General features: G+C 69.4%; 13 protein-coding genes and 1 tRNA gene. 6 read left to right on the top strand and 8 right to left on the bottom strand.

The genetic code is table 11. The annotated features are described in order from the left end of the window. Positions 1-33: 33 nt before the first annotated feature. From QUD34_RS05560 to msrC, 4 genes are read right to left on the bottom strand one after another with little or no spacing between them, the layout of a single operon-like run. A complete protein-coding gene (locus QUD34_RS05560) occupies positions 34-483 on the bottom strand; it encodes a DUF1569 domain-containing protein (protein WP_286355606.1) in 450 nt (149 codons plus the stop codon). Between the two features lie 24 nt (positions 484-507). Beyond that, entirely contained in the window at positions 508-735 is a 228-nt protein-coding gene (locus QUD34_RS05555) for a hypothetical protein (protein ID WP_286355605.1), read from the bottom strand. Between the two features lie 35 nt (positions 736-770). Further along, positions 771-1493: a cyclic nucleotide-binding domain-containing protein gene (locus QUD34_RS05550; protein ID WP_286355604.1), complete on the bottom strand. Its 723-nt coding sequence runs from the start codon at positions 1491-1493 to the stop codon at positions 771-773. A gap of 52 nt (positions 1494-1545) precedes the next feature. Continuing rightward, on the bottom strand, positions 1546-2067 hold the full coding sequence (msrC, locus tag QUD34_RS05545) for a free L-methionine (R)-S-oxide reductase MsrC (protein WP_286355603.1): 522 nt from the start codon (positions 2065-2067) through the stop codon (positions 1546-1548). A 26-nt stretch (positions 2068-2093) separates the two neighbouring features. Here msrC and lpxK point away from each other — a divergent pair, with 26 nt between their 5' ends. The 6 genes from lpxK (at position 2094) to QUD34_RS05515 (ending at position 8294) form a co-directional block, all read left to right on the top strand. Beyond that, entirely contained in the window at positions 2094-3140 is a 1047-nt protein-coding gene (gene lpxK / locus QUD34_RS05540) for a tetraacyldisaccharide 4'-kinase (RefSeq protein ID WP_286355602.1), read from the top strand. 116 nt (positions 3141-3256) lie between these two features. Then, positions 3257-4522, top strand: coding sequence for an ABC transporter substrate-binding protein (locus QUD34_RS05535; RefSeq protein ID WP_286355601.1), 1266 nt, complete (start codon positions 3257-3259; stop codon positions 4520-4522). 71 nt (positions 4523-4593) lie between these two features. Continuing rightward, on the top strand, positions 4594-5472 hold the full coding sequence (locus QUD34_RS05530) for a branched-chain amino acid ABC transporter permease (RefSeq protein ID WP_286355600.1): 879 nt from the start codon (positions 4594-4596) through the stop codon (positions 5470-5472). A 2-nt stretch (positions 5473-5474) separates the two neighbouring features. Next, the gene (locus QUD34_RS05525; RefSeq protein WP_286355599.1) at positions 5475-7442 is read left to right on the top strand and encodes a branched-chain amino acid ABC transporter ATP-binding protein/permease; all 1968 of its coding nucleotides are present in this window, start codon (positions 5475-5477) and stop codon (positions 7440-7442) included. 11 nt (positions 7443-7453) lie between these two features. Next, positions 7454-8170, top strand: a complete 717-nt coding sequence (locus QUD34_RS05520) for an ABC transporter ATP-binding protein (protein WP_286355598.1) — start codon at positions 7454-7456, stop codon at positions 8168-8170. Positions 8171-8219: 49 nt separating this feature from the next. Then, a tRNA-Gly gene (locus QUD34_RS05515) sits at positions 8220-8294 on the top strand. Positions 8295-8355: 61 nt separating this feature from the next. On the opposite strand, the gene QUD34_RS05510 is transcribed toward QUD34_RS05515, so the two are convergent. From QUD34_RS05510 to QUD34_RS05495, 4 genes are read right to left on the bottom strand one after another with little or no spacing between them, the layout of a single operon-like run. Then, positions 8356-9465, bottom strand: coding sequence for a hypothetical protein (locus tag QUD34_RS05510; protein WP_286355597.1), 1110 nt, complete (start codon positions 9463-9465; stop codon positions 8356-8358). Beyond that, positions 9462-10277 carry a helix-turn-helix domain-containing protein gene (locus QUD34_RS05505; protein WP_286355596.1) on the bottom strand — a complete coding sequence of 272 codons (816 nt, stop codon included), beginning with the start codon at positions 10275-10277 and terminating at the stop codon, positions 9462-9464. Before QUD34_RS05505 ends, QUD34_RS05510 begins: the two co-directional genes overlap by 4 nt. Next, complete coding sequence (locus QUD34_RS05500; RefSeq protein WP_286355595.1) at positions 10274-11257, bottom strand: AAA family ATPase; 984 nt, start codon at positions 11255-11257, stop codon at positions 10274-10276. The genes QUD34_RS05505 and QUD34_RS05500 overlap by 4 nt, the downstream gene beginning before the upstream one ends. After that, positions 11254-12510 carry a sigma-54-dependent transcriptional regulator gene (locus tag QUD34_RS05495; protein ID WP_286355594.1) on the bottom strand — a complete coding sequence of 419 codons (1257 nt, stop codon included), beginning with the start codon at positions 12508-12510 and terminating at the stop codon, positions 11254-11256. Before QUD34_RS05495 ends, QUD34_RS05500 begins: the two co-directional genes overlap by 4 nt. Positions 12511-12542 lie beyond the last annotated feature (32 nt).

Here is a 12542-nt window from a genome sequence, read left to right as displayed (position 1 = left end):
AGCACCGCGAGCAGGCGGTCCCCCCGGATAGCATCAGGCCCCGAACTGCCTCAAATGATGGTCGAAGTGCTTGTAGATCAGCTGGCCCCACTGGGCGCCGCTGAGCCGCCCGAAGAAGGGATGGACCATGCCCTCGGTCTTCGCGGCGCCAAGCTGGACCACACGGTCGATGAGGGTGGCCAGCCGGGCCCGCTCGGCCTCGAAGTCGCGGGCATCGGCCACCACATAGATCGGGTCGGTGGGGGAGTTCCGGCGGAAGGGCTTGTCCCCGAAAATCTGGCCCCGGATCAGGGGCGTGATCAGCTTGCCGAGGAAGACCTGCTTCACCGGGCGCTCACCCAGGAGATCACCCAAGGCGATGGCGCAGTGCCTCAACATCTGGGCGGGATCCATCTTCCCCCATTGGCGCTGGGCATCCGGCTCCAGCTCTGCAATCCGGCGAGCCAAGGCGTCCCGGTCCGTCGGGTTGAACAACGAATGCATCAATCACCTCCTGCCCATCCACGATTACACAGGCTCGAAGCCCTCGTCGCGCAGGAAGTCCCGGGCATCCTCCGGGTCGCCGAAGCGGGCGACGATGGCGTCGCCCTCGTTAACATCCCCGTCGAGGGCATCGAGGCTGTTGCGCTCGCGGATCACGCAAGCGCCGCCGATCTCGTCCAGCCCGAACTGCACCAACTCCCGGATGACACCATGCTCATCCCGCCAAAGCTCCACATGCAGGTCCGTACCCATCGGCTCCTCCTTCCCCTTTCCGCTGCGCGGGAAGGTTAGGTCTTTTCGAAGAACAGCACCACCATGCCGAAGCCCACCCGGTCGCCGTGCTTCAGTTCCCGGGGCTCGCCCGGCAGGATCCGCTCGCCGCGCACGAAGGTGCCATTGGCCACGCCGGGCTCCTCCAGCAGGAAATAGCGGCCGTGCTCGCAGAGAATGCGCGCATGGCGCCGGGAGACGCTCAGGTTGTGGTCCTCCTCCGAGAGGTCGATGTCGGGGTGGACGCCGGTGGTGGGGTCGAACCGGCCGATGAGCGAGCCATGGGACAGGATCGGATGGGGTTTGCCACCCAGCACGGAGATCAGGTTCGCCACCGGGCCGCCTGGGGCCTTCTGAGGCCGCTGGGCGTCCAGGGTCTCCAGGCGCTCGCCCACTTCCCGGTGCCGCTGGGCCAGGCGCTGCATCATCTTCACGGAGACTTCCGGGTTCTGGCGGATCATGCGCAGGAAGGTGCCGCGGTTGATGGCGATGAGGTCCGAGTCCTCCAGGGCCAGGGCCGTGTGCTGACGGGGGAGGGCCTCGAGCAGGCTGCCCTCGCCGAAGAAGTCCCCCTTGGACAGTTCTTCCGCCCAATCGCCCTTGGGCTCCTCTGAGACATAGAGCCGGACCTTGCCCGCCAGGATGATGTACATCTGCTGGGACATCTCCCCCTTGCGGAAGACGATCTCGCCTTCGCGGAAGCGCAGCTTGCTTTGATCGATGAAGCTGGGTTCAGCCATGAAGGTCCCGGGGAGTGTCCTAGGTTACCCCATGCCCCCGGGCGGGTGAACCTCAGCCCTTCATCGCACCGGCAAAAGCCCGGGCCAGCAGGCCTTCCAGAAGCCGGGCCTCGGCCCCGGAAAAACCCTCTGGATGGGGGGAATCCAGGTCCAGCACCGCCTCCAGGCGCCCCCCGATCATGACCGGGATCACGAGTTCGCTCCGGGTGGCGTCATCGCAGGCGATGTGACCGGGGAAGGCGTGGACATCCGGAACCAGCTGGGTGGTGGCGGTGCGCGCGCAGGCCCCGCAGACGCCCCTCTCGAAGGCGATGCGCAGGCAACCCATGCCCCCCTGGTAAGGACCCACGGCCAGCATCCCCTCGCCGACGCGCCGATAGAACCCGCACCAGTTGGTCTGGGGAAGGGCCTCCCACAGGAGGCAGGCCAGGGTGGCCTCCAGCGCGACTTCGCCGGTCTCGCCCGCCACGGCGGCCAGGATCTGGGGGAGGGCCGCTTCGAGCCGGGCCACCCGCTCCGCCTGGGGCAGCAGAGCGCCCCGCGCCACCTTCTCCAGCAGGATGCCCTCGCTCATGCCTGTCCCTCCGCTAACCTGGATCCATGTCCATTCTGCGCCATCTGGCAGCTCCGCTCGCCCCTTTGTACGGAAGGGTGGTGCGCGCGCGGAACCGCAGCTTCGACGCCCATCCCGAGCGGGTCGGGCGGGCGGGGGTGCCCGTGGTGTCCGTGGGCAACCTCAGCGCCGGCGGCACCGGCAAGACCCCCCTGACCTTGTTCCTGGCCGAGGGCCTGGAGGCGGCGGGGTGGGCCAATGCCGTGCTCTCGCGGGGCTACGGCGGGCGGCGGGACATTGATCCCATGAGCGTCGAGGCGGATTCCGACCCCCGCCAGACCGGGGACGAACCCCTCCTCATGGCCCGGCGTCTGGATCCGGGCCGCGTGGTCGTGGGGCGCAAGCGCCATGCGGCCGCCCTCCGGGCCCTGGCCCAGCGGCCGGGGCTGCGCTGCCTCCTGCTGGACGATGGTTTCCAGCACCGGGCCCTCCATCGCGATCTGGATCTGCTGGTGCTGGACGGCGTGCGTCTCTGGGGTGACGGCCGCATGCTGCCCCTGGGCGACCTGCGCGAGCCCATGGACAGCGCCCGCCGGGCCCATGCGCTGGTGGTCACGCGGGCGGGCCGCGTGAAGGATCGCGCCGCGGTGGAGGCTTGGTGGTCCCGCTACGGTGGCGGTCCCATCTTCTGGGTGGATTTCACCCTCGGCGCCCTCCGGGCCTGGGGGACGGAAACCCGGTCCCCCCTGCCCGGCCCCGCCCCGGTGGCTGGTCCCGCCTATGCCTGGTGCGGCCTCGGCCACCCCGAGGCCTTTTATGCCGATCTGCTGGTGGCCGGCGTGGTCTGGGTGGGCTCCCGCAGCTTTCCCGACCACCGTGGCCCCTCGCCCGCCGACCTGGTGCGGCTTCAGAATGAGGCACGAACGGAAGGAGCCGCCTGGCTCGTGTGCACCGAGAAGGACGCCGTCAAGCTCGGCCAGGCCCATGCCCGGGCCCTCGGAATGCCGCTGTTCATCGCCGAGCAGCGCGTGGTCGGCGGCGAGGATCTGCTGGCCTGGGTGCACGCCAGGCTCGAAGCCCTCCAGCCCAGGTAGGCGGCCACACCTTGCCGCGGGCGTGGAAGGAACCGGCGCGCCTTCCCAGGGCGGGCGGGGGCCGCTATGCTTGCGGCCACCAAGCCACTCCAACCTGATCTCCCCCGGGAGGACCCATGCTGAAGAAGACCTTCTTCGTCTCGCTCTTGACTGCCGCCTTCGGCCTGCAGGCCGCAGGTGGAGACACCGTCAAGATCGCCCTCACGGGCCCCTTCAGCGGCGGTTCGGCGCCCATGGGAACCTCTGCGCGGGACGGTTCCAAGCTCGCCATCGCCGAGATCAATGCCGCCGGGGGCATCCAGGTGGGCGGCCGGAAGATGAAAATCGAGATCATCGAGCGCGACGACGAGGCCAAGAACGAGCGCGGCGCCCTCATCGCCCAGGAACTGGCGGCCATGAGCGATCTCACCGGCGTGATCGGCACCGTGAACACCGGCGTCTGCATGGCGGGCGACAAGCACCTGCAGGAGAAGGGCATCACCAAGATCATCTGCCCCGCGGCCGGATCGGCCTCCATGACCCAGTGGAGCAAGGCCGGCGTGAAGGACTGCTCCATCTTCCGCTTCGCGGCCCACGACGGCATCCAGGCGGCCATGGTGGTGGAAGAGGCCATCAACCGCAAGTTCACCAAGGTGGCCGTGGTCTATGACTCCACCAACTACGGCGTGTCCGGCCGCGACGACATGCTGGACCAGATCAAGAAGCAGGGCAACAAGCTCACCGTGGTGGCCCAGGAGAAGTTCAACATCGGCGACAAGGACATGACCGCCCAGCTGCTGCGCGCCAAATCTGCGGGCGCCCAGGCCATCCTCATCTGGGGCATCGGGCCCGAGCTGGCGGCCATTTCCAACGGCCAAGCCAAGATCGGCATGAAGGCCCCCCTCATCGGCGGCTGGACGCTCTCCATGTCCAACTACATCGACAACGCCGGCAAGAACGGGAACGGCACGCTGATGCCGCAGACCTTCATCGAGGAGCCCATCACCCCCAAGGCGAAGAGCTTCATCGACGGCTACCACAAGACCTTCAAGGTGGGCCGCATCCCCTCCCCCGTGGCCGCCGCCCAGGGCTATGACGCCGTCTACCTCATGGCCGCCGCCGTCAAGCAGGCCGGCACCACCGACACCCGCAAGGTCAAGGAGGCGCTCGAGGATCTGAAGGAGCCCGTGGTGGGTGTCATCGCGACCTGGAACCACCCCTACACCAAGTGGGACCCCGCGGATGTGACCACCCACGAGGCCTTCCGCCGCGAGCAGACCGTCATGGGCATGGTGAAGGACGGCCGCGTGGTCTTCGGCAACGACGCCGACCGCGAACGCCTCCGCAAGTCCGCCGTGACGGCCACACCCGCCAAGGTCAAAGGCAAGGGCAAGACGAAGTAGCTTCCGCACCCGCGAACCGGGGGGCTTCGGCCCCCCGCTTTTTCCCTCCTCCCCTTTCGAGGCAGGCCCGCATGAATGCCCAGATCATCGGACAGATGGCCGTGAGCGGCGCCCTGATGGGCCTGGTCTACGCGCTCATCGCGTACGGCTTCCAGCTCACCTACGCCACCAGCAAGAGCATCAACTTCGGCCAGGGCGAGCTGGTGATGGTCTCGGCCTTCTTCAGCCTCACCCTCACGAACCTCGGCCTGCCCTACTGGCTGATGATCCCTGGCGGCCTGCTCTTCGGCGCGGTGCTCGGTCTGGTGGTCGAACGGGCCGGCGTGCGGCTCGCGCTCGAGCAGAAGAGCGAAGGCTGGATCCTGCTCAGCATCATCATCGGCCTCTTCTTCTTCTCGGCGGCCGAGAACATCTGGGGTCGCGACGACCGGCCCTTCCCCACCCCCATCTCGGCGGATCCCATCCATGTGCTGGGGGTGGATGTCACGCGGCTGGAGCTGTCCGTGGCCGTGGGCGTGCTGGCCATCATGGGCGCCATTGAGCTCTTCAAGCGCCGCACGCTGCTGGGCAAGGCCTTCGAGGCGGTATCGGCCGACCGCGACGCCGCGGAGCTCATGGGCATCTCCGCCACCCGCACGGTGATGCTGTCCTATGGCCTGTCCGGCGCCGTGGCGGCCCTGGCGGGCATCCTCGTGTCCCCCATCACCACCGTGGGCCCCACGATGGCCTCGGCGCTCATCCTCAAGGCCTTCTCCGTGGCCGTGGTGGCCGGCCTGGATTCGGGCTTCGGCGTGGTGCTCATCGGCATGTTCCTGGGCGCGCTGGAAAGCCTGGCCAGCTTCTACCTGGGAAGCGGCTGGCGCGAGGCGCCGGGTCTCGTCCTGCTGATCCTCGCCCTGGCGGTGCGGCCCACGGGCGTGTTCGGCAAAGCCACCATCCGGAAGGTGTGACGATGAAGCGCATCCTCCTCCTCCGCGGCGCCGAGCTCATCGTCTTCGCCCTGCTGGCCACCATCCCCCTGCTGGTGGTGAACCCCTACGCCCTGGGCCTCCTCACCCTGCTGGCCATCTACGGCATCCTGCTCATCGGCCTGGATGTGACCGTGGGCTACCTGGGCCAGGTGAACCTCGCCCATGTGGCCTTCCTGGGCCTGGGCGCCTACACCGCCGGGCTCGCCGTCACCAAGCTGGGCCTCGGCATGGCACCGGCGCTCCTGGCCGCCATGGCCGTGGGGCTCCTGCTGGGCGGCCTGCTGGCCCTGCCGGCCCTGCGTCTGGAAGGCCCCCAGTTCGCCCTGGCCACCCTGAGCTTCGCGGCCCTCAGCACCACGGCGCTCAACGAACTGGAAGGCCTCACGGGGGGCGCCCAGGGCCTGAGCCTGACCCGGCCGCCCATCTTCGGCCACTCCCTCACCCCTCCCCTCTTCTACTGGCTCTGCATGGCCCTGCTGGCCGTGGTGTGGATGCTCATGCGCAACCTGCTGGCCTCCCAGTGGGGCCGGGCCTTCGAGGCCCTGCGCGACAGCCCCATCGCCACCGATGCCATGGGGGTCGGCACCTACCGGCACAAGGTCGCGGCCTTCGCCCTGGGATCGGGGCTCGGCGGCCTGGCGGGCGGGCTCTACGCCTTCAACTTCCAGTACCTCCAGCCCCAGAGCTTCGTCTACGACCTGATGATCATCCTGCTGCTGGGGGTGGTCCTCGGCGGCCGCAAGAGCCTCTGGGGGGCCTTTGTGGGCGCCTCTGTCATTGTCCTGCTGCCCAACCTGCTCTCCAACCGGCTGCTCTTCCAGGTGTTCTCGGGCCTGGGCTTTGCGATGGCCCTGGCGGCGGGCCTGCGGGGCCTCGTCAAGAAGACCACGCGCCCCTTCCAGGCCCTGGCCCCCGTGGCGGCCATGGGGCTCCTGGTGGTGGGCGGCTTCTTCGTGGAGAACACCGAGGACTGGCGCAAGGCCATCTTCGCGCTGATGCTCTTCTCGGTGGTGGTGGGCCTGCCCGAGGGTCTCATGGGTTTTCTCGCCATCTTCTTGGCGAAGCTCTTCCGGGTGCCCCATGCGCCCCTGCCCGAACCTTCGGACATCGAGGCCATCCTGCCGCCCCGCGCCTCGGATGGCGCGCCCCTGCTCGTCCTCGAGGACCTCCGGCGCCACTTCGGCGGCGTGAAGGCCGTGGACGGCCTCTCCATGACCATCAAGTCCGGCAGCATCCACGGCCTCATCGGACCCAACGGCTCCGGCAAGAGCACCGTGGTCAATGTCATCTCCGGGCTCTACACGCCCACCGCGGGCCGCATCCTGCTCCGCGGAATGGTGCTGCCGTCCGGAAGCCTCTTCCAGGTGTCGAAGTCCGGCGTGGCGCGCACCTTCCAGAACCTCCAGCTCTTCGCCGAGTTGACGGCCCTCGAAAATGTCATGGTGGCGCTCCGGGGGGTGTACCGCAGCCCCTTGCCCCTGGTGCTGCTGGGGCTCGCCCGGCGCGAGGAGCGCCAAGCCCAGGCCGATGCCCTCTGCCTGCTGGACCGGGTCGGACTGAAGGACCAGGCCCTCACCCGGGCCAAGGATCTGACCTACGGCGCCCAGCGTTTCCTGGAGGTGGCCCGGGCCCTGGCGCGCAAGCCGGACCTGCTCATCCTGGACGAACCCGCCGCGGGCCTAGCCCATCCCGATGTGGTCCAGCTGATCGAGATCATCAAGCGGATCCACCGGCGCGGCATCAGCATCCTCCTCATCGAGCACCACATGGATGTCGTGAGCGAGCTCTGCGACACCGTGACCGTGCTCGACGGCGGCCGCGTCATCGCCGAAGGCACGCCCGACGAGGTGAAGCGCCACCCGAAGGTGGTGGAGGCCTACCTGGGCCAGCCCCCGCAACCCGAGACCGACACTGACACCGCCGGCGGCGCCGAGCCGCTGCCCGCCTGAAGGAGCGATCCATGCTGCAAGTGGAGGATCTCCATGCGGGCTACGGCGCCAGCGAGGTGCTGACGGGGACCACGCTGTCGGTGAAAAAGGGCACCCTCGTGGCGCTCATCGGCGCCAACGGCGCGGGCAAGACCACCACCATGCGCGCCATCTCCGGGGGCCTCAAGCCGGGCCGGGGCCGCGTGGTCCTCGACGGCCAGGAAGTGCAGGGCCTGGATGCCTCCCGCATCGCCCGCCTGGGCCTCGCCCACGCCCCCGAGGGCCGGAAGGTCTTCGGCCCGCTCTCGGTGGAGGACAACCTCCTCCTGGGTGCCTACAGCCGCCTGCCGCGGTTCTTCGGCTACCGGACCAAGGCCCGCGGCGACCTGGACCGGGTCTACGACCTGTTCCCCCGCCTGAGGGATCGCACCCGCCAGGCCGCCGGCACCCTGTCCGGCGGCGAACAGCAGATGCTGGCCATCGGCCGCGCCCTCATGGCCCGCCCCAAGGTGATGCTGCTGGACGAGCCCTCCATGGGCCTCGCGCCGGTCATCGTGCAGGAGGTCTTCCGCACCATCCGCCGCCTCAAGGAAGAGGGCATCACCCTCCTCCTCGTGGAGCAGTTCGCCAAGAGCGCCCTCGAGGTCGCCGACTACGCCTATGTCATGGAACGCGGGCGCATTGCCGTCGAGGGCACCCCGGACGAGCTGAGCCGGAACGAGCGCGTGATCGCGGCCTACCTGGGCTGAGCCCGGACTGGCCCCACCCGGGGCCTTTGCGGTAGGATGATGGCCTGCCGCGGGCGTAGTTCAGTGGTAGAACGCAAGCTTCCCAAGCTTGATGTCGTGGGTTCAATCCCCATCGCCCGCTCCAAATCAGAAGGCCCCCGGTCGGGGGCCTTCTGATTTGGGGCCAAGGGGGGAACCCCACCGCCCTACCCTTTCCCGTGGGCCTTCATCTCCACCAGGCGCTTGGCCTCGCGGCGGATCAGCTCGGGCACATTGCGGTCCTTCATCAGCAGCTTCATGTCGCTGTCGATCAGGCGCTTGAAGTGCGTCATGGCCACGGGCAGGGGTGTGCGGGGATTCATGACCAGGGCCTTGGTGATGGGGTATTTCTTCATCCACTCGCGGCTGTTGGAGATGATGCGCAGCACTTCCTCGTTCACGGTGCGCATCTGGGCGATGTAGGCGATCTCGGATTCGGTGATGCGGCCGTTGCGGATGACATTGACCTGGATGAGGCGGTTGGCCTCGCGGATGAGGATGGCGCGCTCCTCCTTGCCCCCCTTGATGGCCAGCATGATCTTCTGGTTGGTGCTGAGCTTGGTGATGCGCTGGGTCACCGTGAGGTTGATCTCCTGGCCATCCTCGTGCACCAGGGGCTTCTGGGCGAGGAGACGGCGCTCGGCGGCCTGTTCCTCGGATTCGATCTCCGCGTCCGCCTCCTCCTGCGACTTGGTCTTGGGCAGGGGCAGCTCGGACCAGGCTCGATCCAGCTTCCCGGCTTCGACCTCGTTGATGATCTCCAAGCGGTCCTTCTTGACCTCCTCGGGGATGAGGCGCAGCACTTCGTAGCGGTATTCGTTCACCCGCCGCTTGATGACATATTCACCCTCGGGGTGCTCCTCCAGCAGGTCGAGGATGCGCGGGCGCTCGATCCACATCACCTGGTTGTTCAGCACGATCTCGAGCACGGAGCCCGGCAGGCTCGGTACCGAGGCTTCGACGATCTCCGAGGTCAGCGAAGGGTTGAGGAGGGCCGCTTCGAGCAGGGCCGGCTCCTTGCGGTGGCAGAGCACCAGCTGCAGGGGCCGCGGTGGTTCCACGGGCTCCAGCAGCAGACCGGCGAGCATGGACTCGGGCATGGTGGCGAAGAAACCGAGGGCCCGGGCCGTGTGGGGCGTCTCCTCCAGGGCCACATGGGCCAGGGCCTGGAGCAGGTCCTTGGCGGGGACCGGCAGACTCCCGCCGACCAGGGCCACCACCATGGGCTCGGGGAGGGTGCCCAGGAGGAACCGTTCGACGATGGGGTGCATGCTCATGGTCGGGGTCCATCCTCGTCATCATCGGGGGTCGCGGGTTCGGGCGGCTCGGTCGGCGGCGGCGACGGCCGGAGCCAGCGGCCCTCGGCGTCGAAGCGGCCGGTCCAGGCCTCGCCCACATTCTGGCCATGGGGAATCCGCACGCCCGCCACTTCCACATTCACCACCCCGGCGTTGTCCAGCACCAGCGCGAAGGGCCCCTTCACCCGGAGCCGCCAGGGTTCGGACACGCGTAGGGTGTGGGTCTGAGCCTGCTCGCCGGATTCGGGGAGGGGCTCCAGCCGCACTTCGCAGGTGTCCATGGACCGGAGGCTGATCAGCACGCCCTGCTCGTTCAGGGGGGCCTCGGGCAGCAGCTCGCCCAGCACCGGATAGGCCGCGGTGGAAGGCGGAGGGGGGGGCGGCAGCGCGGCCCTGGGCAGGGCGGACAGGTAGCTGGGCGACGGCTTCCGCCCCAGGCTCGGGCCAGGGACCACCAGCCACAGCACCACCAGAACCGAGGCCGCAGTCAAAAGGCCCATGACGACGCGCTCCAGGCGCTCCTGCCGCGGATCGGGCGGAGCCCATTCCTGGGCGCCGGGCACCGTCTGGAAGGCATCGGTGTGGAATTCCAGGTCCACGCCAAGGCGCTCCGCCAGCTGGCGGGCCAGGGGACGGGAGCGGCCCGGCGGCAGGGCCGCCCAGTCGTCGGCCTCGATGGCCTCGATGTGGCGGATGGGCAGCTTCAGCTCCAGGGCCAGGATCTCGCGCGACAGCCCCTTGGCCATGCGCGCCTCCTGGAGGAGCTGGCCGACCGTATCGTCGCCCCTCATCCCGCCCACCCCACGGGCAGCTCCTTGAGCAGCCGGGCCAGCTGCTCGCGCCGGTCGTTGCGGCTCAGGCGCCGCTCGTCCAGGCTGCCGCGGTGGGCCATGGTGTCGGCCAGGGTGCTCTGCAGGTCGTCCGGCGTGATGAAGTCGCGGCCCTCCAGCCAGGCTTCGGCCTGGGCCAGCCCCAGCCAGTGCTTGGCCGCGCGGGTGGAGCAGAAGCCCCCTTCGGTGCGGATGCGGTCCACCATGCGCTCAGCATAATCCAGCACCGCATCGGACACCCGGACGGCCCGGACGGCCGCGCGGGCCTGCTTCCAGCCCTCGAGATCCAGGGCGGGGTTCAAGGTGTCCAGGCGTTCCGAGCCGGCTTCCCCCTTGAGGATGCGCCGCTCGGCCTCCCGGTCTGGATAACCGAGGTGGAGGGCGCAGGAGAAGCGATCAAGCTGGCTCTCGGGCAGGGGGAAGGTGCCCGCATGGTCCAGCGGGTTCTGGGTGGCGATGACGAAGAAGGGATCGGGGAGGCGATGGGTGCTGCGATCCAGGGTCACCTGTCCCTCCACCATGGCCTCGAGCATGGCGCTCTGGGTCTTGGGGCCGATGCGGTTCAGCTCGTCCAGCAACAGCACATGGCAGAACACCGGCCCCGGCTGGAAACGGAAGGACTGCTCCTTGGCGTCCCAGAGGTGCACCCCCAGCAGGTCCGAGGGCAGCAGGTCGTTGGTTCCCTGCACCCGCTGGAAGCTGCCGCCGAGGATGCGCGAAAGCCCCTTGGCCAGGGTGGTCTTGCCTACGCCCGGCAGGTCTTCCAGCAGCACATGGCCCCCGGCGAGGAGGGCCGCGAAGGCCCGCCGGACCTGGGATTCCTTGCCCACGACCACGGCCTGCAGCGCGGTGAGCCCCGCCCGGGCCGCCGGACGGATGCCTTCCGGGGAACGCACCGGGGGGGCGAGGACGGGAGGAGGCTGGGGCGGATCCTGGATCATGGGGCCTTCCGTGGAACGGAGTCGGGATCTCCATCTTCCAGAGGGATGCCATGCTCCCGCAAGCGCTGGGCGAGGCTTCGCACCGTCAGCCCCAGACCTTCCGCCGCCGGGGGGAGGTCTCCCCCCGCTTCCCGCAGGGCCTTCCGCAGCAGCTCGCCCTCCGCCGAGCGCGCCACGGCCTTTAGCATGACCTCGAGGGTTCCGGGTGCCGGCCAGGGCAGGCGCAGGGGGGCCCCGTCCAGCCCGAGATCCGGGAAGGCGCGGATGACGGGCCCTTCGGAGAAGAGGATCGTCCGCCCCGCCAGCACCTCCAGCTCGCGGAGGTTGCCGGGCCAGGCGTGATCCAGCAATTGGCGCTCGGCGGCCCGCTCCAGCCAGGGCTCCGGCCGGCCTTCGCGCCGCGCGGCCCGCGTCAGGAAGAGCCGCGCCAGGATCAGGAGATCCTCCCGGCGCTCGCGCAGGGGGGGGACTTTCAGCTCCAGCGACCCAAGGCGCTGGGCCAGGTCCGGGGGCAGCGCGACTTCGGCGTCCACACCGGCCATCCAGCACAATCCCGCCCCAAGGGGGCCGTCCATGGCCCGGGTCAGGGGCCCCAGGGCCCCCGGCGAGAGGTGGGCCAGGTCCGCCAGGTACAGGCTGCCGCCCTGGAGCAGCTGCAGGGTGCGCGGATCCGGCCCCTCGGGACCCAGGGTCTCGGCGGCCAGACTCAGGAAGGGGGCTGCCGGATGGCGCAGCGCATGGAGCCGGCGGGCGCAGCGGCTCTTGCCGGCGCCGCGCTCCCCGCGGAAGAGCACGGGCAGGGCCGTGGCGGCCGCCCGCCCCAGGGCGCCCTCCAGGGCCTGCATGGGGGCGCCGTGGGCGATCCAGGGTTCCGCCGGGTCCGGGGGCGGCGCGCCCACCAGGGCCCGCAGGCGGTCCAGCAGGGCCAGGAACGCGTCCAGGTCGAAGGGCTTGGGCAGGAAGTCGTCGGCGCCGAGCCGCATGGCCTCCACGATGTCGCGGGGCTCTCCGAAGGCGGACATGAGGACCACGCGCAGGCCCGGCTGGAGCTGGCGGGCCCGCCGGATCAGCTCCAGCCCGCTCATGCCCGGCAGGCGCAGATCCGTCACCAGCACATGGGCCGGCGCCGCCTCCAGGGCCCTCAGGGCCTCCTGCGGATCTGCCACCGCCCGCACCGACCAGGCCGACCCCTCGAGGGCCTGGGTCAGCAGGCGGCGGAAGCTGTCCTTGTCCTCGACGAGCAGCAGATCCATGGGTAGAAGCTATCAGGTATCGGCTCCTTATG

Source organism: Geothrix oryzae, from assembly GCF_030295385.1.
Taxonomy (GTDB): Bacteria; Acidobacteriota; Holophagae; order Holophagales; family Holophagaceae; genus Geothrix; species Geothrix oryzae.
The sequence above is the reverse complement of the archived record's forward strand: the minus strand, read 5'-3'. Positions and strand labels throughout refer to the sequence as shown.